This window comes from Streptomyces sp. NPDC027962 (assembly GCF_055566095.1).
The window spans coordinates 103,442-124,714 of sequence record NZ_JBVHTA010000024.1; the positions used below are offsets into that span (position 1 = coordinate 103,442).

The following is a 21,273-nucleotide window of genomic DNA, read 5'->3' on the forward strand; positions in this document are numbered from 1 at the left end:
CCGGACGGCGGAGGTACGGCACACTGCGGGCCGTGAGGCGATCCACGCCTCACGGCCCGTAGCCGTGCCGCGCTCCCCTCAGGACACGATGTCCTTGCGGGAGAAGACGCGGAAGGCCAGGGCCACGAAGACGACCGAGTACGAGGCGGACACCACCAGCCCCTGAATCATCCCAGCCCACTCGACCTGGGGTTGCAGCGCGTCCATCCAGGCGTACTGCCAGTGCGTCGGCAGGAAGTCGCGCGCCTTTCCGAGCGCCGTGACCGCGTCGAGGATGGTGGAGACGATGGACAGGCCGACGGCGCCGCCGACCGCGCCGAGCGGCGCGTCGGTCATCGTCGACAGCCAGAAACCCGTCGCGCCGACCACGAGCAGGCTGCTGTACACGTATCCCGCGATCACCGTCATCCGCCACAGGACGTCCGATGCCGGCATGACACCTCCGGTCGGAAGCTGGACGTCGCTCCACCCGTACGCGGCGCTGCCGACGGCCAGTGCCACGGCCGGCAGCAGCACCACCGTCACCGCGCTGTAGCCGAGGGCCACAACGAGCTTGCTGGTCAGCAGCCGGGCCCGGGGGACGGGCGCGGCCAGCAGATAGCGCAGCGACGACCAGCCCGCCTCCGCCGCCACCGTGTCACCGCAGTACAGGGCGACCACCACAGGAAGCAGGAAGCCGGTGGACGCGAAGAGCACGAACGCCGCGAAGTTGGGGCCGGACGCGGTGGCCAGGGGCACCAGGCCGGGGCTGCCGCCGTCGGCGTCACTGGGGGAACCGCCGACGGCGAAGGCGGCGAGCAGTACGAGCGGAAGCACGATCACGAAGCCGAGTGCCACCAGCGTGCGGCGGCGCCGGAACTGACGGATCGCCTCCACATGCAGCGGCAGGGTGCGCGTGGGACGGTAGCCCGTGGCAGCGGCGGTCATCGGTCTCCTCCGATCAGGGTGAGGAAGGCGTCCTCGAGCCGCCGGTGCGGGCCGACGCTCTCCACCGCCACGTCCATGCGTACGAGTTCCACGAGCAGCTCCGGGGCGGTCATGCCCTCGAGACGGACCAGGAGGCCGTCGTCGGCGACCGTCGCGGCGACGACTCCGGGCAGCGCGGCGACCTTGCCGGCGAGGTCACCGCCCGGCTCCGTCGCCGTACCGATCAGCAGCTCGTCGCTGTCCCCGGCGATCTCCCCGACGGGTCCGGAAGCGATCAGCTCGCCACGGTCCATGACCACGAGATGGGTGCAGCACTGCTCGACCTCGGCCAGCAGGTGGCTGGAGACGATGACGGTGCGGCCGTCGGCGGCGTACCGCGTCAGGACGTCCCGCATCTCACGTATCTGGCCGGGGTCGAGGCCGTTGGTGGGCTCGTCGAGCACCAGCAGGTCCGGGAGGCCGAGCATGGCCTGGGCGATGGCGAGCCGCTGTCGCATGCCCTGCGAATACGTGCGCACCGCACGGTCGAGCGCATCACCGAGCCCTGCGATGGACAGGGCCTGCTCGGTGCGGGCGTCGGCGGCCGGCCTGCCGGTGGCCCGCCAGTACAGGTTGAGGTTCTGCCGCCCGGTGAGGTGGGGCAGGAATCCGGCACCTTCGACAAAGGACCCCAGCCGGGACAGTACCGGGGCGCCGGGGCGCACATCGTGCCCGTAGATCCGCAGCTCCCCGGAGTCGGGGCGGATCAGGCCCATGAGCATCCGCATGGTGGTCGTCTTGCCGGCGCCGTTGGGGCCGAGCAGACCGAGCACCTGGCCTCGTTCTACGGTGAACGACAGGTCCCGGACCGCGTACCGGTCGCTGCCACGGGCGTACTTCTTGGTGAGTCCGCTGATCCACAGGGGCACGTCGGCGAGCGACGGGTCCGGAGCGGCCGTACGGCCCGAACGCCGGGCGCTCAGTACGAGCGCCACGGCCACGGCGAGCGCCGCGGCGGGCAGCGGCCAGATCCACCAGGGCAAGGTGCTCGTCACGTCGGCGGTGAGCGCGGGGACCACGGGCAGGATGAGCGCTCCTGCCCGCACCCGGTAGGTGGCCGGCTCGACCGGAGAGGCGTAGCCGAGGTCGGTGCTGGACACCACGATCCGAAGCCGGTGACCGGGCTCGAAGCGGTGGTCCACGGCGGGGAGGGAGACCCGGACGGTCTTGCCGTCCGCCACAGTGACGGGTGCGGCCAGCTGACGCGGCTGGATCTGCCGCCCGTCGGGGGAGACGTCGTACAGCTTGACGAAGAGCACCGCCTCACGGTCCGCGCGGACCGTGAGGTCCACCGCGGGCGCACCGGTGACCTGGAGCGCGCCGTCCAGCGGCGGTCCTGTGAACGCCGTGCTCTGGACGGGCGAATCGAGTGCCGGGCCGGCCCCTGAGCCACTCCCGAGAGCGGCCGTGAGCCGGGTGAGCGCGCCGAGACCGGGCACCGCCGTGATGGTCGGCGGGGTGCCACCGGCCGGGTTGGCAAGGATCTTCTCGTCGCCGTCGAGGGGCATGGCCTGCTGCTCCGTGCCACCGAGACCGGGGTAGCGTGCGGCGGTGATCTCCCGCAGTACGGGGGTGCCGTCCTCGGCGTCCGTACCGCCGCTGCGACTGATCCGGAACGCGGGGCCCGCTCCGCCGCCCTTCCCGCCCCGCTTCAGATGGGTGTCGAACCACGCGACAGTCCGGTCCGCGACCCGGGTGCTCTCGCCGTCACCTCCGTCATGACCGCCGTCGATCCAGTCGACGGCGACGGGAGCGCCGTTCCGCGCGACCGCACGGGCGATGGCGTCCCCCTGGTCGAGCGGGAACAGCCCGTCCGTCTGCCCCTGGATCACCAGCGTCGGTACCGATATCCGCTGCGCGTACGCCGCCGGGCTGAGGCCGCGCAGCAGCGCCTCCGTCCTCGCGTCCGCACGTCCGAGAACGGCCGACCGCTGGAAGGCGGAGCACACCTTGGCGGTGAACCGTCCGCACTGCGGGTCGCGGGGGTCGGTCAGTCCCTGGCCGAAAAAGATCCCCGCCCACAGCTTCTTGAACACCCCTCCGGGAAACAACGCTTCGTGCAGATCCCAGTAGGTGATCGCGGGGACGACGGCGTCGATCCTGCGGTCCTGTCCGGCCGCAATCAACGACAGGGCGCCGCCGTACGAACCGCCGGCCACGCCTACGACAGGGTCGCCGGCGCCGTCCAGGCGGACCTCCGGTCGCTCGGCGAGCCAGTCGAGGAGCCGGCTGACGTCGGCCACCTCTCCGTCGGCCGCGTTCAATCCGATCTCACCGCCGGATCCGCCGAAGCCGCGGGCGGAGTAGGTGAGGACGGCGTATCCGGCGCGGGCGAGCCGCTCTGCCCGGTCGCGCTCACTGTCCTTGGTGCCGCCGAAGCCGTGCGCGAGAATTGCGGCGGGCCGCTTTCCGCTCCAGGACGACGTGAAGTAGGAGGCGTCGAGCGGGACTCCGTCCGCCCCGGCGACCTGGTGCTCCTCGCGGTACACCGGGGCGGGCCGGTCGGCTGCCACCATCCAGGTCAGCACGGTGGCGATGAGCGCCAGTGCCGATCCGGCGGCCACCCACCATCTGCCGGATATGTGTAATTTCCTGCTGAATGTCCGTCTGTTCGGAAGCATGGGTCACTGCCCCTCCGTTTCGATGCATGGATATGACGGTGCGCCAGTGACGCACGTGGTTCATCGGGCGCCGGTGATCAGGTCACGTTCACGGCGGCCGGCGGGCGCCGGTACTCAGTCGTCAGCCATCGGCAGCAGGACCCGGAAGGCCGCGCCCTCTCCGAGCCGGGCGTCGACGCCGACGTCGCCCCCATGGGCCTTGGCGACGGCCGCGACGATGGAGAGGCCGAGACCGGAACCCTCCTCTCGTGTCCCGCCCTGAAGTCCGGACGGCCGGGTTCGCGACGGATCGGCGCGGTAGAAGCGCTCGAAGACGTGCTGGGCCCGTTCCTCGTCGAGGCCCGGACCGTTGTCCGCCACTTCGATCAGGGCCCGGCCGTCCACCCGGTCGATCCGTACCCGCGCCTCGGTTCCCTCCGGAGTGTGTTGCCGCACGTTGGCCAGGAGATTGGCGAGGACCTGCCGCAGCCGGTCAGCGTCCCCGGGCACGACCATCGGTCCGTCGTCGACCGTCTCGAGGAACAGCGGGCTGCCGGGGGCGCGCACCCTGGCGTCGTCGACGGCCTCCGCGGCGAGGGCCTTCAGATCGACCGCGTCCCTGGCCAGCGGCAGGCCCTGGTCCAGTTTGGCGAGCAGCAGCAGTTCCTCGACCAGGGAGCCCATCCGACGGGCCTCCGACTCGATACGGGCCATGGCCTGCGCCAGGTCGTCCGGACGGCTCGCGGCGCCCCGGCGGAACAGCTCCGCGTAGCCGCGGATGGTGGCCACGGGGGTGCGCAGTTCGTGCGAGGCGTCGGCGACGAAGCGCCGCAGCCGCTCCTCGGTCCGCTGCCGCTCCTCGAAGGCGGACTCGATCTGGCCGAGCATCGCGTTCAGGGCGCGGCCGAGTCTGCCGACCTCGGTGCGCGGGCCGGCCTCCGGCACCCGGCGGGCGAGGTCCCCGCCGCCGATCGCCGATGCCGTCGCAGCGATCGACTCCAGCGGCCGTAGCCCGCGGCGTACAGCACGCCAGGAGAGCAGCGTCACCGCGAGCAGCGCGGCCACGGCGGAGGTCGCCGCGACCGCCGCGGTGCGCGAGATGAGTTCGTCCGCGACGGCGGTCCTCATCCCCACGAGCAGGAAACCGTCCGGAAGTCGGGAGACGTGGAGCAGCCAGTCCGAGTCACCGTCGGCCCCGGGCACATCATGGAACGTGCCACCGGACGGGTTCTTCTCCGTCGGCCGGTCCGGCCACAGCGTCGACGGGAGGGTCCGCGGCAACTCCGGCCGTGCGCCGAAGTCGGTGGTCTGCCTGACCTGGCCGTCCCGGGTCCGGATCTCGAAGAAGGACGGGATGTCGCCCTGCCCGGCCGAAGCGCTCCAGACGGCGGCCAGCGGGTCCGTGCCGCTCTCCGGTATCGCGACCTGCGACCCGCCGTGCTGTTCGTGCCCCTGGGTGAGATCGTCGTGCAGCTGCCGCGCAGCCGCCGCGAGCACCTTGTCGCTCTGGCCGTTGCGCCAGTCCTGCAGGGCCCCGAAGGTGGCACCGACGGAAATCACCGTCCCGAGGGCCAGCAGTCCCGCCAGCACGAGGACCAGCCGGGTGCGCAGCGTCATCGGGAGTCCGCTTCCCGCAGATCCGCGTCCTGGACCCGCACGACGTAGCCGATCCGCGGCACCGTCTGGATCAGCGGGGGTTCGAAGGCGTCGATCTTGCGCCGGAGGTAGGAGATGTACGTCTGGACCACGGCGTCACTGCCGCCGAAGTCGTACTCCCAGACGTAGTCCAGAATCTGACGCTTCGACAGAACCCGGCCCGCGTGGGCGACCAGGAAGCGGAGCAGCTTGAACTCGGTCGGCGTCAGGTCCACGGACACCCCGTGCCGGCGCACCTCGTGCGCCTCGTCGTCGATCTCCAGGTCGGCGAAGGTCAGCTTGGTGCGCTCCTCTGGGTGCGCGGTCCGCCGCAGCACCGCCCGGATACGGGCGATCAGCTCCTCGAGGCTGAAGGGTTTGGTGACGTAGTCGTCACCGCCGACCGTCAGTCCGGCGATTTTGTCCTCGGTGGAGTCGCGAGCGGTCAGAAAGACCACGGGGGCTTCGCACCCCGAGTGCCGCAGCCTTCTGGTGGCGTCGATCCCCGATCCGTCCGGGAGCATCACATCCATCACGATCAGGTGCGGACGGAACGCCTCCACCTGCGCGGCCGCGCCGCTCCCGGAACCGGCCACCGCGGTGTCGAACCCCTCGTAGCGCAGCGCGGTGGCGACGAGATCCGCGAGATAGCTCTCGTCGTCGACGACCAGGACACGCAGCATCGTTGAAGTCACCTCGCAAGTGTCACCCCGATCGTGGGCTGTTCGGAGGGGCTGAGAAGGATTGACAGAGATCTCTAAGAACGTTCTCTGAGCCGTCGAAGAACTCTCTGATGACGTGGAAGCATGAAGAAACTCTGCGACTTCGTCCTCGAACGGAAGCGATTCGTACGGATGCTCGTCATCCTGCTGCTGTTGGCGGGCGGCGGCGCCATCGGGCTGCTGATCCCGAGCATGGACGAGGGCAACGCCTACCCCGGCCTGCCGGCGTACGAGGCGAACCAGAAGATCATGCAGACCTACGGGAACGGCGGCTACGAACGCCCCTTCGTGCCCGTGGTGACGCTGCCGGAGGGGCAGCGGGCCGACAGCCCGGAGGCCCGGGAGGCGCTCGGCCGGGCCTTCGACGCGGCCGGCGAAAAGCTCAACGCGAGGGTGGCGTCCTACGCGAACACCCAGGACAAGGCGTTCCTCGGCGAAGACGGCAGCGTCACCTTCGGGTTGGTGTTCGGCGGCCCTGTGGAACAGGGCGGTCTGCCGGGCAGCGCGCTCGGCGAGGCCCCTCCCCTCGGGCCGGAGATCACCGACGTGATGCGCGACGAGCTGCCGTCCGGCTCCGAGATCCAGGTCACCGGTCTCGACACACTGGCGCAGGGCTCTGACGCGGGCGGACTCAATGTGCCGGTAAAGCTGGTGGTCACCATCGGTGCCGCGATCGTCGTGCTGCTCTACGTCTTCCGGTCCGCGCTCGCCTTCGTGCCGCTGCTCACGGCGCTGGTTGCGGTGCCGGTGTCGTTCCTGGGCCTGCTCGCCGCGAGCCCCTTCATCTCCGTGCACGAGACGACCTTGATCATGCTGCCGCTGCTCGGCGTCGGCATCGCGATCGACTACGCACTGATCCTGGTCACCCGTTGGCGTGAGGAGGAGGCGAAAGGGCACCACGGCAACGAAGCGGTGCGCCGCGCCATGGCCACATCGGGACACGCCATCGTCTTCTCGGCCGGTGCGGTCGCCATCGGCCTGGTCACCATGGTGCTGCTGCCGATTCCGCTGCTCCGCAGCCTCGGTGTCGGCGGCATGATGGTCACCGCCGCGAGCGCCCTGATCTCGCTGACCCTGCTGCCTCTGCTGCTCAGCTCCTCCTCCCGCCGGCTCGCCCGGCGCCGGGAGCAGGGGAAGCCCACCCGTGGAGGACTGGAGCGGGAGGCGTCCGCCGGGCGATTCTGGACGGCGGTCGCGCAGCAAGTGGTGCGCTTCAGGTGGGTGGTCGCCGGCGTGACCAGCACCGCCCTGCTGGCCCTGGGCGTCGCTTCCTTCGGCCTCAACCTGTCGGTGCCGACCACCGACCGGCTCGCGGACTCCGGTGCGGGGCGTGCCGGGCTGACCGAACTGACGGACAGCGGTGTGCCGTCCGGCGCCCTCACCGCGTTCGACGTCTACGTTCCCGAGGGTACGGACCCTGCCGGGGTGGCCGACACGCTCCGAGACACGGACGGGATCTACGCGGTCGCCGCGCCGGACGGCTCGCAGTGGCGACAGGAAGGCTCCGCGGTTCTGACCGTACTGCCGAGCGACGAGGGCGGTTCCGCCGCCGGAGAGGACACCATCGCCCGGGTCGTCGACCAGGTGCCGGACGGAGTCCTGGTCGGCGGCAACGTCACCCAGCAGCTCGACTATGTGGACGTGACCTACACGGCGTTCCCCTGGATGCTGGCGGTCCTGTCGCTGGTCACGTTCGTGATGCTGGCACGGGCGTTCCGCTCGCTGCTCCTGCCGCTCAAGGCGATCCTGCTGAACCTGCTCTCGCTCGGGGCGGTGCTCGGTGCCATGGTCGTCCTGTGGCAGTGGGGCTGGGGCACCGAGGCCCTGTTCGGCATCGAGCCCGACGGTTCCATCGGCACCTTCGTCCCGGTGACCATCTTCGCCTTCCTCTACGGCCTCTCGATGGACTACGAGGTGTTCATCCTGGCCCGTATGCGAGAGGAATACGACCGCACCGGATCCACGAAGGAAGCGGTGGTGCGCGGTGTCGGTCGGACCGGACGGCTCGTCACCTGCGCGGCGCTGATCCTCTTCTGCTCGTTCGCCTCCATGGCCTCCGGCGGAGAGCTGGACGTGACGATCTTCGCCTCCGGCATCGCGCTGGGCATCATCATCGACGCGACGCTCATCCGGGGACTCCTGGTGCCGGCGGCGGTCGCGATGATGGGCAAGTGGAACTGGTGGCTGCCGGCCGGCGTGGCCCGGCTGCTGCGCGTCGAGCCCTCCCCTCTCCGCAAGGAACGGGACACGCCCGGCCCGGTGGACGAGGGCGAGCCCGGGCTGACCGCCCCGGCCGGAGCCGGGCGGGGATGACACGGCGGGGCCGGCCGCGTCACCGCGGCCGGCCCTTGACCGTGCTCTTCGCTTGTTCGCGTCGCGGTTCGGATCCGCGCTACGCGTCCTGCGGGGTCCACTGGTAGAAGGAAGTGGCGGTGGCGTCCGCAGGACTGCGCCATGTCGCGGGATCGTACGGGGAGATGAGCGGGTCCAGATCGGCGCAGAGCTTCTGGAAGTCCTCCCGTACCCTGGCCTCGGCCATGGCCCGGTCCGCATCACCGGCGAACTCCACCAGGTGGAAGTAGAGTTCGCCCTGGTAGTGGAAGAGTTCACGCCGGGTCACTCCGAGGTCTGCGGCTAGTGAAGTCCGGTCGGAAGCGCCGAACAGGGCAGCGACTTCCTCAGCCTTGTCCGGCGCCATACGGGCGACTATGAGAATTCGGTCGGCCATGAATAAACCTCTCCGCTTTTGCGGCCAATACGCCAGGACCACCCTAAGGACCGCAGAGCGGTCCGTCTTCCTCCGGCGGAAGGGAATTCCCCTCCCCCCTACGGGGGAGAAACCGGGGGAGGGGCGTCACATGAGACCGTTCTCATAGGCGTAGATCACGACCTGCACACGGTCCCGGACCCCCAGTTTCCGATAGAGGTGCTGCACATGAGACTTGATCGTGCTTTCACCGAGATACAGTTTCTCCGCTATTTCCGCGTTTCCGTATCCCTGTATCAGCAGCCGGAAAACATCGAGCTCCCGGCCGGTGAGGAACTTGAGCTCGGCGGTGGCGGAGGGGAGCGCGGGCCGGCGGACGAACTCGCGGATGAGCTGCCGGGTGACGGACGAGGACAGAAGAGCCCCGCCGGCGAAAACCTCTCTCACCGCGTCAGCCAGCCGGTCGGGAGAGGCGTCCTTGACGAGAAAGCCGCTCGCCCCTGCCCTGAGGGCGTCGAAGACGTACTCGTCACGGTCGTACATGGTAAGGATGACGATCTTGGGAGCGGTCTCGCCGAACTCGCCGGAACAGATCCTTCTGGTCGCTTCCAGGCCGGTCATGCGTGGCATGTTTACATCCATGAGCACGACGTCGGGGCTGGTCCGCCGTACGCGCTCCAGGGCCTCGGCGCCGTTCGGCGCCTCGCCGACGACCTCGATGTCGTCGAGTGGCGCGAAGACGGCCTTCAGTCCCTGACGCACCAACGGCTGGTCGTCGACGATCAGTATGCGGATCGGTCTCATGAGCCTTCCTGGGTTGGTCTGCCTCGGGATGTGATGTTTCTCATGCCGCGGGCGTGCGGACGTGCCGACGGCCCCGGCCGGGAAGGAAGGCCGCGATCCGGACGCCGCCGCCGGGAAGTTCGTGATAGTCGAGGACCCCGCCCAGCTCGGTGGCACGCAATCGCATGTTGGGCAGCCCCTGCCCAGTGCCGGGCAGGGGCAGCAGCGGCATGCCGGCCGGGTGCGCGCCCCGCGAGGCGGAGCGGCCGCTGTTGGCGATGCTCAGTTCGAGCTGCTCACCGAATCGGACCCGGACGTCGATGGGCCCTTCACCGTGCTTGATGGCATTGCTGACAGCCTCCTGGATGATCCGCAGAGCGGCGTGTCGTGCCGCGGGGTCCAGACCGGCCTCGTTCTCGACATTGCCGAGGTGCACCGAGAGCTCGACGTCGGGAAGGTCAGCGCCGAGGGCCATGACCTGCTCGGAGAGGAGCAGGTCGCCGGCCTCGAGCCGGTCGGGATGCGGCAGGCAGCCGAGCGCCTCCCGCACCTCGCGCTGCGCCTGGACCGCCAGCTCCTCGATGATCTGCGCTGTCGACGGCTCGGCGGTGGCCTCAGCGGACAGCCGGCGCGCGTGCATGATGATCGCCAGCAACCGATGACCCGCACCGTCGTGCAGTTCGCGGGCTATGCGGTGCCGTTCGCGGAACTTCTCACCCTTGGCCGACTCCTCGAGCGCCCGCCGCCTCATTCGTGACCGAATCAGGACACTCGCGGCGACCGCGACAGCCACGAGCTCGATCAGAAATAATTGTCTCACCAGCGAAAGAAGAGAAAATACCCCACTGTCCACTGCCATCCACTCCCCCATGGTGGCCAGCATTCACTCTTTAGGGGGAGCTTATCAGACACTCATTGAGCGGAGAAAGAAATCCCTTGGTGAGACCTGAGTAACGTAGTGGACTCATGTCGGAAGCACCTGTGTAGTTACTGTGGAGTTAAATGACTTCCCGCGTCCCGCTGTGGCGGTTTCACAAGATCGCCGTGCGGTCGTCCCATTTCGGGAGCTGCCTCCGAGTGACTCGGCAGTGGCTCCCTCTGCATGTCGGCCGGATTCCGTTCTTGCGGAGAGGGCGACTGAATACCGGATTCCCGTGCCCTGGTCCGCACGCCGCACCATCCGTGCCGCGCCTGGCGCGCCTGCGCCCGCCGCATGGTCGGCACAGGCGGAGCGCGCCGCTTCCGCCGCGCGCGACCCCGCCGGCCGCGTCGTTCTCGAAAGTGGCAGGCGACCAGCGTGGCGTCGAGGTCCAGGACCAGGCCGGGCAGCACGCGCCCCGCAGCCCGGGCAGCGCGCCACCCGCTACGACGTTCAGATTCCGCCTCACCTTCGCCGAATCCGACGGGACCCCGCACGACGCGTTCATCGAACAGCCGACGCACCCGGTCTGCGGTATCGCGTTGGAAGAGGACATGCCCAGCTGCGGCTGCCCACACGGAGGCGGCGGATGCCGGATCTGGTTCGACGCATGCGGACTGGCATCCGGGCGGCTGGACCTTCAATCCCTGACTGCAAAGGGCTGCGAGGTCGCCGAGTACACCGCTGCCCTGGCTGTCTCCGGTAGCCCGGCACCCGAGATCCTGCGCACCACCGGCCAGCCGCCGGGGGCCAGTTGGGAGTGCGCCGCCTCTTGCGGACGCCATCACGGGAAACTTCAGTACCTTCGCCGCGTGGCTGCGTCGAAACGAGAGGAGCGCGAGGGCGGACGACGAGGAGACAGGTGATTCCGTCACTATCCCCCGGCCCGCCGTGGTGTAACGGATCGTCGTTGTCCGGGATACCACGGCACAGGATGATCCAGCGCCGTCGGGCCCTCGGTGCCTCGTCGGTGAGGAACTTGCCCCTGGGCCGCGATGGCGGAAACGCAGACAGCCTCCTTCGCGGCCTCGTCGAGGCCGACACGGAGCCTCCGACACCGCCCTCATGGTGGCCGCGCGCACCCCGGCGCCCAGAACTATGGTGTGCCACCACATACGCCTCTGACCTGCACGCTCCTACGGTATGGCGACACGAACACGTCCCCGTCAACCGCCAGGAAGTGGTGCCGATGTCCTCTCCCGCGACCGCTCCACCAGCACCCGCCAGCCTCAAGCGCATCGTCGCCGCGAGCCTGATCGGCACCACCATCGAGTGGTATGACAACTCATCCGACCAGAGCTACGACCTGCGGTTTTCTCTCCATTGACCCTCCGAAGTCAGCACCGAACCAGCACCGGGATCGTTCGGTGCTGAGCCACCCGTCCAGACGCGTGTCGAACGTGTCCTGGAGCGCATGTTCCTCAACCGCGTCCCGGCTAACTCACCGTAGCCGTCACAGCGGATCCGCACCGACGAATGCAGCGCGCCCGGACGAAAGCCGACCGAAGGTCCCACGACGGTTGCAGGTCTCTGCCGATGGGCAGCGTTGTACGGGATGACGAAGTGGCCGACAGGCTGACTGTTCCGTGCCTGGGCGGGCTGCAAGGGTCTGTACGGTGGTGAGTGGTGTAACTCCCGGGCTGGAAGCGACAATTGATGACTGACGTGACAAGTGACACCGAGGCCGGGGAGGCCGCCGTGGACCCGGCGAACGCTGTGGATGACGGGTTGGTCGCCGCGTTGGTGGCCCGGGCCCAGGCGGCGGGCCGGGGCGCCGGAATCAAGGCGCTCGCTTAGCGTGGCGGCGAAGTCCTCGGCCCGACCAGTACGGACAGGATCGCCGGGGTCTCCCGGGACCCACCGGCGGGCGTAGTGTCCGAATATGGTCCAGGACAGGGACTGGCCCGCGACCTGCATCGCGGCCCGTCCGGCCGACCGCCGGGGTCAGGGCGTCAGGGTGAAGCCGCCGACGATCGCTCCGTAGCCGATGTGGGCGAGGACGGTGACCACGGGGGTGCCGGGCCCGTAGTTGCGCATAAGGAATCCGGGAGGTTCCAGCAGCGCTGTCTGTGGGGCGCTGGTCAGGGGGCTGCCCATGCGCGGGTGGACGAGCGGCAGCAGGATGTTGACCAGTGCGGTGCCGGCGAACAGGCCGTGGGCGAGACCGAACAGGGCGCCCAGCCACCAGCCGGCCTGGTCGATGGCGGCGAAGACGGCGAAGTAGACGAACGCGAAGATCTGCCCGTTGAGGAAGTGCATCAGGTAGCCGAGGGCCTTGGCGCGGGTGCGGTTGACGGTCACCGCCGTGCCGAGGAGAAACGGCAAGTCCATGCGGGTAAGTTTCAGCTCGCTGGCGGCGCGCAGCGCGGTGGTCAGGGCGAGTGTGCCGACTAAGGCGCCCGCGGCGGTTCCCCACGCGTTCACCGTGCTGTGTCCTTGCTCGCGGCGGTGATGGCGCAGGCGGCGCTGATCAGTGCCAGGTGGCTCAGGCCCTGGGGCAGGTTTCCCAGGAAGTCGCCGGTGGTGGGGTCGATCTCCTCGCTGTAGAGGCCGACGTCGTTGGCCAGTTGGACCAGCTCGTCCATCAGCTCAATCGCCTGCGCCAGACTGCCGGTGCGGGCGAGGGATTCGGCGAGCCAGAAGGAGCAGGCGAGGAAGGCGCCTTCGCCGCCGGAGAGGCCGTCTTCGCCGGAATACCGGTCGACGTAGGGGCCGTGCCGCAGGTGGCGGTCCAGGGCGCTGATCGTGGCCCGCATGCGGTGACCGTTGCCGCCGTATCCGTGGAGGTGGCCCAGCAGGACGGCGGCGTCCAGGTCGTCACTGCCGGCGGCGCGAACGTAGCTGTCACGGTCGGGTGAGAAGCAGCGGCCCTCGATGAACCCTGTGATCTCGTCGCGCGCGGCGCGCCAGCGCTCGAGGTGCCAGCTGGGGATCAGGCCGCGTTCGGCGAGGTCGGCGGCGCGTTCGAGGGCCACCCAGCACATCATCTTCGACTGGGTGAAGTGCCGGGGCGGGCTGCGGACCTCCCAGATGCCCGCGTCCGGCTCCTCCCAGGCCGTGCACACGAGGTCGGCCAGCTCCGCCAGACGGCGGGCGACATCCCCGTCCAGCCCGCCCATGGCCTGGGCGTACTGCCAGGCCGTCTGCATCAGCTCGCCGTAGGTGTCCAGCTGGACCTGCCGGGCCGCGGCGTTGCCGATACGGACCGGGCCCGAACCGCGGTAGCCCTCCCACGACAGGGTCTTCTCCGGGGTGCGATGCCCGCCGTCCAGCCGGTACAGCACGTTCAGGGACGGGTGGGTGAGCTGGGAGGCGTGCATCAGCCACCAGAAGTAGGCGTGTGCCTCCGCCGGGCAGCCCAGCCGCAGGAAGGCGGCCAGGGTGAAGGCGGAGTCGCGCACCCAGGAGAAGCGGTAGTCCCAGTTGCGCTCGCCGCCGATTTCCTCCGGCAGCGAGGCCGTCACCGCGGCCGCGACCGCACCGGAAGGGGCGTAGACCAGCAGCTTCAGCGCCAGCAGGCTACGCATCACGGCCTGATGCCACCACCCGGTGTACAGCCGGTCGTGCGCCCAGTTCCGCCAGGCCGCGCACGTGGCCTCCAGGCGCGCCTCGCACTCGGAGCGGGCAGGTAGGACGAGAGGCTCCTGATGAGCGAACGGCATCGCAAGCAGTGCGTGCCGACCGCCGGCGAGTTCGAAGTGCCCGCTGACGGCATCCGCCTCGCATACGGGCTCGCCGGCATCCCAGGCGCAGACCGCGAGCGCATCGCGTCCGGCTGTCGCCACCGGGACACCGGCACGTCGGGCGATTCGGGTGTGGCGGGTGCCGTAGCCGAATCGGGGCTGCACGCTCCAGTGCAAGGGCACGGACCCGGAGAGTCCGTCCACGCGTCGCAGCAGTTCCCGCATCGGCGTGAGCGTCGCTTCGTCATGGAGTGTGAGTGCGTCGGTGACCCGCACCGCGCCCCGGGCGGTGCGGAAGGTGGTCTCCAGGACGTTGGTGCTGGGCCGGTAGCGGCGCTCGCACCGGTACGGGACTGACGGTGCGAGCGTGAACCGGCCGCCGCGGGCGGCGTCCAGCACGGCGCCGAATACCGCGGGCGAGTCCAGGTCGGGCAAACCCAGCCAGTCCACCGACCCGTCCCTGGCGACCAGAGCGGCAGTGCGACCGTCACCGATCACCGCGTAGTTCCGCAGCGGAGCGTAGCCGCCGCAGCGCAAGCCGCCGGTCGACGGGCCTGGGACGGTTCCTGTTCCCGCCCGACCGCTGATGCTTCCCATGACACCACCATCCCCTGCGGGCTGCTCACCGGCCTGGTCCGCACCCCCATGGCGCGGGGCTGGAGCCTCACAGCACAGGCGGGCGTGTGGTGAGCCCTCGGCAGAGCGGGGGCGGCCTGCGGCGCTGATGGCCGCACCCGGATCAGTGCCCAGGCGGAAAGGCGGGACGGGAGCTGGGCCCCCACCCGGCCTTGGGCCGGGGCGCCGGCAGACTCATCCGTCCTCGGCGGTGGATTGCCGCTCGGCCCCGCGGGCCAGCTGGCACGACACGTTCACCGGCTGACCTCGAGCAAAGCTGCGTGATGTCCAGCGGCAAGGCTCGGTTCCGGTCTGCCCTTCGGAGAATGGGCCTGCCGCGCTGAGGACCAACACTCCGACAGCACGTTACCTGGCGACCGCGTCGAGTGACACATCCAGGTCGCTGAGCCTCGTTGCGTCGATCCGGATCCCCGTTCGGACGAGCTGCTGAATCGACTCGCTGACGTCCCAGACGTTGACGTTCATGCCGGCCAGTACCCGGCCCTCGGCGGGCCAGAAGGCGATGAACTCGCGGGTGTCGGTCCGGCCGCGGAAGACGACCTGGTCGTAGCCGCCGGGTTCGACGTAGCCGGTGTACTCCATGCCCAGGTCGTACTGGTCGGTGAAGAAGTACGGCAGGCGTTCGTACGCGGCGTCCTGTCCCAGCATTGCCTTGGCCGCGGCCTGGGGTTGGTTGAGGGCGTTGGCCCAGTGCTCGACGCGGATGTGCTTGCCGTCCGGCGGTCGCAGGCCGGTGCCGCACCTGGGATCGTCCGGCCAGCGCCCGGCTGCGTCAGTCTGCGGCGTGCTTGGTGTGCAGTTCGGTATTCAGTTGCTCGAACAGCTCGTTGCCGGAGGCCGTGAACTTGGCTATGCCCTCGTCCTCCAGCACACGCACCACGTCGTCATAGGCCACTCCGACAGCTTCCAGGTCATCGAGTACCTGCTGGGATGCCGCGTAGGTGCCGTGGATGGTGTCGCCCTGGATGCGGCCGTGTTCCGCGACCGCGCGCAGGGTCTGTTCCGGCATGGTGTTGACCACGCCGGGCGCCACCAGTTCGTCGACGTACCGGGTGTCGCGGTAGGCGGGGTCCTTCACCCCGGTGGAGGCCCACAGCGGGCGTTGCGGGCGCATCCCGGCCGCCGCCAGTGCCCTCCATCGGTCCGAGGCGCTGGCCCGCTCGAAGCGCTGGTACGCGAGGCGTGCGTTGGCGATGGCGGCCTGGCCGCGCAGCTCCCGTGCTTCAGGGGTGCCGATCCTGTCTACTCGGCTGTCGACCTCGGTGTCCACCCGGCTGAGGAAGAAGGACGCAACCGACGCGATGGACGCCAGGTCATGTCCTGCCGCGTGCGCCCTGCCCATGCCGTTGAGGAAGGCGTCGAGCACCTGGTCGTAGCGGTCCAGGGAGAAGATCAGTGTCACGTTGATGCTGATGCCTTCGGCGAGCGCCGTGCTGATGGCCTCCAGGCTCGGCTGCGTGGCGGGGATCTTCACCATCAGGTTCGGCCGGTCCACCAGCCACCACAGGGCTCGGGCCTCGGCGACTGTTGCCGCCGTGTCGTGGGCGACGAGCGGGTCCACCTCGAGCGATACCTGTCCGTCCACCCCGTCACTGGCCTCGTACACCGGGCGCAGCACGTCGCAGGCCCAGCGCACGTCGAACGCGGTCAGCAGCCTGACGGCTTCCTCGACCCGCACCCCGCGCCGGGCAAGATCAGCGACCTGCTGGTCGTAGCGGGCACCCGAGCGGATCGCCTTGGCAAAGATCGTCGGGTTGCTGGTAATGCCCACCACCCGCCGTTCAGCCCCCAAGTCGGCCAGCTGGCCGCGGGCGAGCCGGTCCCGGCTCAGATCATCCAGCCAGATCGCTACACCTTCTGCGGCCAGCCGGTCCAGGTTCTCACTCATGACCTTCTCCCTTGCACCTGGCTTCGTGCGGTGTCCGCTTCCTGCCCGGCAGGTTCACGCTGGGCATGGAACTCCTCCAGGCCCAGGAGCCCGGCGACCACGCCGGCGACTCGTGCCGGGCAGATCCGTAGTTCGTTTGCGGCTGTCGCGGCCGCCCCGGCAGGCCGTGCGGGTGAGCCGATGGAAGCTCCCACCCGCCTTGTCACCTTCTGCGGCTGCTGCCTGCCAGTCAGTGGGACGGCTGCTTGCCGTGGTAGCGCTGGGCGAGCCGGGCAAGCGCGACCGCGCCGAGCAGGAGCCCGAAGTCACGCAGCGCGACGTCGTAGTGCCCGGGGATGGTCAGCAGGTTGACGATGATGCCAGCGAGCCATCCGGCGACCAGCCAGCCACCGAAGCGGGGGGCGAGGGCGACGGCGAGGCCCGCGACGATCTCGATGACGCCCACGGCGTACATGGCCGCCTGGGCGCTGCCCGGGACGATGTCGTTGATCCAGGGCGCGAGGTAGGTGGGCCAGTCCACGAGCAGGTTGGCGAACTTGTCCAGCCCGAACAGGATCGGCGCCACGGTGAACCCGGTGCGCAGGATGACGAACGCCTGGTAGCCGGGGTCGGCAAGCGCGGCCCGCCGGGAGGTGGCGGACTTGATGGATGTGGTTACGGACGACATGACACCCCTTCCTTCTATCGGCAACTCTCACTGACAATAGAAGCGCGCAAACCTTCTTTAGTCAATGGATTTGGGTTTTACACTGGGGTCATGGACCACCCGAAGGAAGCACCCCGCCCCGACGTCTCCGCCGTCGCCGCCTTGGATGAGCCGACCCGGAGGAGGCTGTACAACCACGTCGTGCGCCAGCCGGGACCGGTCAGTCGCGACGAGGCAGCCGAGGCCCTGGGCCTTGCCCGGAAGACCGCGGCCTTCCACCTGGACCGCCTGGCGGAGGAATCACTGCTCGATGTCGTCTACGAGCGGCGCAGCGGCCGCACCGGTCCCGGAGCAGGCCGGCCCGCCAAGCTCTACAAGCGGTCCAGCACGGAGGTGACCGTCAGCCTGCCCGAGCGGCACTACGAACTGGCCGGACGGCTCCTCGCCCAGGCCCTGGAGGAATCCGAGGCCACCGGTGAACCGGTGCGGGCGATCCTGCACCGAAAGGCCCACGAGCTGGGCGCACAGCTCGCCGCGCAGAAGCGGACGGACGTCTTCGATCTACTGGAAGGCAACGGGTTCGAACCCCGCTACGACGGCGACGCCATCGTCCTGGGCAACTGCCCCTTCCACGCCCTCGCACGCGACCACACCCAGACCGTGTGCGGCATGAACCTCCACCTGCTCCGCGGCGTGCTGGAAGGGCTCGACGAGACCAGCATCCAGGCGTGCCTGGAGCCCAGCCCCGGCCACTGCTGCGTCCGCCTCCGGCCGGCTTCGTCACCGCCCGCGAGCACACGGCGCCCCTGAGAACTGCCGCAACCGGCCGCCCGCAAGACCCTCCCCACCCACGAGGAGAACGTCATGGACTTCGCCACACCGGCCACGGCAGCGGCCGACCTCTCCACCAGCATCGCCGCCATACCCGCCCCGCAGAGCGTGAGGCCGTCCATCACCCCGCTCCGCGTCGTCCACGACACCCGCGGCATCGACCTGGACGAAGCCGAACGCGCCGCCGCCCACTTCCTCAAAGCGCTCGGCATCGACACCGACACCGAGAGACTGAACGACACCCCCGGGCGTATCGCGTGCCAGCACCAGCTCGTCGTAGCCCTCGTCGTTGGGGAAGGTCGTCAGGTCGAAGGGGCGGGGGCTGAACAGTTCGGCGTAGGCGCGGTCCGCCTCGCGCAGCCGCCGGAGACCGTTGTCGAGCTTGCGCACGACTTTCGCGGCCATCCGCTTCATGAACTGCCGCAGACTGCGGGTAGACCGGCCTGCCTGGAGGACGACGCTGCGACGTGTGTGCTTGAGGACGTTGACGAACGAGATCCGGTCGGGGTCCATGCCCTCGCCGTCGGCCAGCCGCATGATGATCCGGTTCAGACAGTGATGGAGTGTCAGGTGGGCCCAGATCTCCTGGCGCACCAGTTCCGGCGACACCGACCCCAGCACCTCGGCCGCTCCCCGCTGAAAGGTCTTGATCTGCCGGAAGGCGGATTCGACCTGTCGGGTAGGTGCGGCGCATTGCTGCGCCGCACCCCCCTCAGAACCGGACGGGCGGCGTTAACCGCATCCGGCTCAAGCAGGCCCTGAAGGCCCACGGGCAGCCAGAATGGCTGGCTGCCTGTGATGCCGTGAAGATCCGCTGCCTCAGCCGCCGTACTTCGTCCTCCACGCCCTGCCAGTCGATCGACTGCCAGTCGGTGAAGTCGTCCTCAGGTCCGTTCGCCGTGATGGCACTGCCGTCCTGGACGGTGTCCGTCACGGGAGATGTCGTCACCACGGTGTCCAACTTGCCCTTCGGTTCCAGCGCTGATGGTCATCAGGTCTCCACAGGCCCACCTGACCCACGTCAGCACCCTTTCGGGTCCGGGCAGAGCCCGTATCCGGCCGGTTATGCGGGGCGGCCAGCGGAGGCGCTGGCCATCTGCCCCGGTTTCCCGCTGCCTTTCGGCGACCGGCGTTGGCTTCTTGGGTCATCCTGTGCCCGCTGGGGAGCTGGGCCTTCCTTACGGTCGGCTGACCGGACGCTTCCGCGTCCGGACCCCAGCGGGGTTTCCACGTTCCACACGAGTGAGATACGACCGGGGTGGGTGCCCCCTAAACTCCGGGACGGCGATGCTCTCCCGGCTGATGTTGGGTCCTCAGCCGGCGCCTGCCGCTTCTCAGCGGCCAGTCCTGCACCCCGCTGGATCAACCCATCGGCGGAGCCCACGATCACGAAGCATCATCAGGGGTTCACTCACGTTCACCCGTCCGGTCTTCCCCTTGCCTGTGGCCCCCGGATGGAACGGGGGCCCTTGGGCTTCTCCTTCGAGCTCCACACTCCGCCGTTACCGGCGACGCATGTCGAAGTGGGGACGGGCCTTGAGCACTGGCCCGGAACTACGCTGTCGACATCAAGTCGATCCTCCGATCAGGTAATTCACTCAATCTCGTGCGACTTCGTGTCGCACCCCAGCGCTCGTGATACAGGGCTGCCAGCTCCTCGGCGGGCCAGGCCCCGGGATCGAGCAGGTCGGTCAGCAGCCTGACCGTCTCGCCGCCGTCGACCTGGTAGTCGATCACCCTCACTGTCACCCCGCCCGGATGGGAGCGCCGCTGCCCGGCGAGGTTCATCCGGGTCAGGTAGGTCCCGTCAGGCAAGACCTCCATGGGCTTCGCGGCGACGAAGGTGCGGGCTCTGATCAGTAAGTGCGCTCCGGCCTGCGTATATGCCTTCCACAGAGCGAGGCCGGGGAAGGCCCGGTCCATGATCACCAGCATGCCGGCGGCACTACCGGCCATCGCTGTCGCAAGCGCGGGCTCGCCGCCACCGCCCTTGTAGCTGCCTATCCGTGCGTCGATCGTCGCGTGCGTACCGGTCTCGGTCAGCGTCACCACCCTGGCCTGCGGGAACCCGACGGGCCGACCGGCACTGTCTACCTGCCAGCCAAAAGCGGTACGTGTCGTGTCGTTCTCCGGCACGTCCAGCAAGAAGCCGTCGACCGCGGCGACTCTCATCCCGCGCCAGAACGCGGCCTCGAATGTGGGCGGCGCGATCGCCCCGGCGACTGAACACTCCTTCCAATGGTGCGGCCCCCAGCTGCTGCCGGGCCCCGGTGAACGACGACTTGTTCGGGACCGACCGGTCCATCTCGCCCAGGGCCCCGACCATGTTCTCCGCGACGTCGTCGTAGGAGTCCTGCTGGAACAGCGCCGGTTGGAGGGCCGGGGCGGACGTCCGGAGGGCTATTGCAGAGGCCCTGTCCTCATGCACCGTCACAACCAGGTTCACCCGCCCCGGCAGCCACTTTCGATCACATCGCACTCAAGATCGATGGGACAACGGCTTCTAAGCGTCCCGCACCTGCGCTGACGAGGCAGTTTAGGCAGCCCGATCCACCTGACACTCCATCAGAACGAGTGTCACGAGCGTCATTTCAGCGTCAAGATATCGCCTGTAACGCCCACATCACACATAATGCGCACGCACAAAACCGCAGGTCAAGAGCCCTTTGCGGCCGGTTCGAGGATGGCGACACACTCCACGTGGTGGGTCATCGGCAACAGATTGAGATGCCTCACGACGGAAAGCAGACGATCACCGCTATCAACGCGCGAGGCACACCAGGAAGGTGACCGTCGAAAAACTCGCCGCCTGCCTCTGGACGACTTCCCAAGCGAGCACGGGCCTTGCCGGTCGATGCGCTACCTCACCACCGCTGCCTCCACAAAGGGACTGATCATCAGAACCAGCAGCAGCCGCCGCACCGGCCCGGCGTCGTCGCGGCATCGACATCCGATGTGCCGCAGATGCCGGAGTTCAACGCAGCGCAGTCAGCGCCAAGTCAGCACGGGAGTCAGCACGGCGCCTCCAAATCATGCCCGAATAGCGCAACTCGGACAGCCTCCTTCGCGGCTTGGTCGAGGGCTTCGGAGGAGCTTCGGGAGCGTCCCCATGGTGGGTGCGCGCACTCCCGCGCCAAGAACTATGGTGTCCCGCCACATACGCCTCTGACGCGTAAATAGCAGCAGGTCAGGGTCGGTGTGGGCAGTACTGGACGCCCGGTGGCCGTGGGGTCGCCGGGTGTCCGGGGTCGTCGGTC

18 protein-coding genes and 2 pseudogenes are annotated in these 21,273 nt (G+C 69.0%); 4 read left to right on the plus strand and 16 right to left on the minus strand.

Features of this window, described 5'->3' with window-relative positions; all coding sequences use genetic code 11:
- Positions 1-78 precede the first annotated feature (78 nt).
- The 4 genes from ACZ4SA_RS22580 to ACZ4SA_RS22595 form a co-directional block, all read right to left on the minus strand.
- On the minus strand, positions 79-927 hold the full coding sequence (locus ACZ4SA_RS22580; RefSeq protein ID WP_468277310.1) for an ABC transporter permease: 849 nt from the start codon (positions 925-927) through the stop codon (positions 79-81).
- Positions 924-3,587 carry an alpha/beta fold hydrolase gene (locus ACZ4SA_RS22585; RefSeq protein ID WP_468277312.1) on the minus strand — a complete coding sequence of 888 codons (2,664 nt, stop codon included), beginning with the start codon at positions 3,585-3,587 and terminating at the stop codon, positions 924-926. Before ACZ4SA_RS22585 ends, ACZ4SA_RS22580 begins: the two co-directional genes overlap by 4 nt.
- A gap of 114 nt (positions 3,588-3,701) precedes the next feature.
- Positions 3,702-5,183 (minus strand): sensor histidine kinase, encoded by a 1,482-nt coding sequence (locus ACZ4SA_RS22590; RefSeq protein ID WP_468277315.1) that lies wholly within the window; start codon positions 5,181-5,183, stop codon positions 3,702-3,704.
- Positions 5,180-5,884 carry a response regulator transcription factor gene (locus ACZ4SA_RS22595; RefSeq protein ID WP_468277357.1) on the minus strand — a complete coding sequence of 235 codons (705 nt, stop codon included), beginning with the start codon at positions 5,882-5,884 and terminating at the stop codon, positions 5,180-5,182. Before ACZ4SA_RS22595 ends, ACZ4SA_RS22590 begins: the two co-directional genes overlap by 4 nt.
- 123 nt (positions 5,885-6,007) lie before the next feature.
- On the opposite strand from ACZ4SA_RS22595, the gene ACZ4SA_RS22600 reads away from it, so the two are divergent.
- The gene (locus tag ACZ4SA_RS22600; RefSeq protein ID WP_468277318.1) at positions 6,008-8,236 is read left to right on the plus strand and encodes an MMPL family transporter; all 2,229 of its coding nucleotides are present in this window, start codon (positions 6,008-6,010) and stop codon (positions 8,234-8,236) included.
- A gap of 79 nt (positions 8,237-8,315) precedes the next feature.
- Here ACZ4SA_RS22600 and ACZ4SA_RS22605 read toward each other — a convergent pair whose 3' ends face one another.
- From ACZ4SA_RS22605 to ACZ4SA_RS22615, 3 genes are all read right to left on the minus strand, one after another.
- Entirely contained in the window at positions 8,316-8,651 is a 336-nt protein-coding gene (locus ACZ4SA_RS22605; protein ID WP_468277321.1) for a TcmI family type II polyketide cyclase, read from the minus strand.
- Between the two features lie 126 nt (positions 8,652-8,777).
- Positions 8,778-9,434 (minus strand): response regulator, encoded by a 657-nt coding sequence (locus tag ACZ4SA_RS22610; protein WP_468277323.1) that lies wholly within the window; start codon positions 9,432-9,434, stop codon positions 8,778-8,780.
- A 40-nt stretch (positions 9,435-9,474) separates the two neighbouring features.
- The gene (locus ACZ4SA_RS22615; protein ID WP_468277326.1) at positions 9,475-10,296 is read right to left on the minus strand and encodes a sensor histidine kinase; all 822 of its coding nucleotides are present in this window, start codon (positions 10,294-10,296) and stop codon (positions 9,475-9,477) included.
- A gap of 1,225 nt (positions 10,297-11,521) precedes the next feature.
- Between ACZ4SA_RS22615 and ACZ4SA_RS22620 the strand changes: the two genes are divergently transcribed.
- A complete protein-coding gene (locus tag ACZ4SA_RS22620; RefSeq protein ID WP_468277360.1) occupies positions 11,522-11,659 on the plus strand; it encodes a hypothetical protein in 138 nt (45 codons plus the stop codon).
- A 329-nt stretch (positions 11,660-11,988) separates the two neighbouring features.
- Positions 11,989-12,129: a hypothetical protein gene (locus ACZ4SA_RS22625; protein ID WP_468277328.1), complete on the plus strand. Its 141-nt coding sequence runs from the start codon at positions 11,989-11,991 to the stop codon at positions 12,127-12,129.
- Positions 12,130-12,276: 147 nt separating this feature from the next.
- Here ACZ4SA_RS22625 and ACZ4SA_RS22630 read toward each other — a convergent pair whose 3' ends face one another.
- From ACZ4SA_RS22630 to ACZ4SA_RS22650, 5 genes and pseudogenes are all read right to left on the minus strand, one after another.
- Positions 12,277-12,756, minus strand: coding sequence for a hypothetical protein (locus tag ACZ4SA_RS22630; protein WP_468277331.1), 480 nt, complete (start codon positions 12,754-12,756; stop codon positions 12,277-12,279).
- Entirely contained in the window at positions 12,753-14,612 is a 1,860-nt protein-coding gene (locus ACZ4SA_RS22635; protein WP_468277334.1) for a glycoside hydrolase family 15 protein, read from the minus strand. The genes ACZ4SA_RS22630 and ACZ4SA_RS22635 overlap by 4 nt, the downstream gene beginning before the upstream one ends.
- Positions 14,613-14,996: 384 nt before the next feature.
- A pseudogene (locus ACZ4SA_RS22640) lies at positions 14,997-15,365 on the minus strand (oxidoreductase C-terminal domain-containing protein); the annotation flags it as partial.
- Positions 15,366-15,423: 58 nt separating this feature from the next.
- On the minus strand, positions 15,424-16,539 hold the full coding sequence (gene tal, locus ACZ4SA_RS22645) for a transaldolase (RefSeq protein WP_468277335.1): 1,116 nt from the start codon (positions 16,537-16,539) through the stop codon (positions 15,424-15,426).
- 229 nt (positions 16,540-16,768) lie between these two features.
- Positions 16,769-17,206 carry a hypothetical protein gene (locus tag ACZ4SA_RS22650; RefSeq protein ID WP_468277337.1) on the minus strand — a complete coding sequence of 146 codons (438 nt, stop codon included), beginning with the start codon at positions 17,204-17,206 and terminating at the stop codon, positions 16,769-16,771.
- 90 nt (positions 17,207-17,296) lie between these two features.
- Here ACZ4SA_RS22650 and ACZ4SA_RS22655 point away from each other — a divergent pair, with 90 nt between their 5' ends.
- Positions 17,297-17,995, plus strand: coding sequence for a helix-turn-helix transcriptional regulator (locus tag ACZ4SA_RS22655; protein ID WP_468277340.1), 699 nt, complete (start codon positions 17,297-17,299; stop codon positions 17,993-17,995).
- On the opposite strand, the gene ACZ4SA_RS22660 is transcribed toward ACZ4SA_RS22655, so the two are convergent.
- From ACZ4SA_RS22660 to ACZ4SA_RS22675, 4 genes and pseudogenes are all read right to left on the minus strand, one after another.
- Positions 17,966-18,625, minus strand: a complete 660-nt coding sequence (locus ACZ4SA_RS22660) for a hypothetical protein (protein ID WP_468277343.1) — start codon at positions 18,623-18,625, stop codon at positions 17,966-17,968. The genes ACZ4SA_RS22655 and ACZ4SA_RS22660 overlap by 30 nt on opposite strands.
- Before the next feature lie 103 nt (positions 18,626-18,728).
- Positions 18,729-18,950, minus strand: coding sequence for a reverse transcriptase N-terminal domain-containing protein (locus ACZ4SA_RS22665; protein ID WP_468277345.1), 222 nt, complete (start codon positions 18,948-18,950; stop codon positions 18,729-18,731).
- Between the two features lie 620 nt (positions 18,951-19,570).
- Positions 19,571-20,188 (minus strand): transposase, encoded by a 618-nt coding sequence (locus ACZ4SA_RS22670; RefSeq protein WP_468277348.1) that lies wholly within the window; start codon positions 20,186-20,188, stop codon positions 19,571-19,573.
- A gap of 64 nt (positions 20,189-20,252) precedes the next feature.
- Positions 20,253-20,495 (minus strand): annotated as a pseudogene (locus ACZ4SA_RS22675) (transposase domain-containing protein); the annotation flags it as partial.
- Positions 20,496-21,273 lie beyond the last annotated feature (778 nt).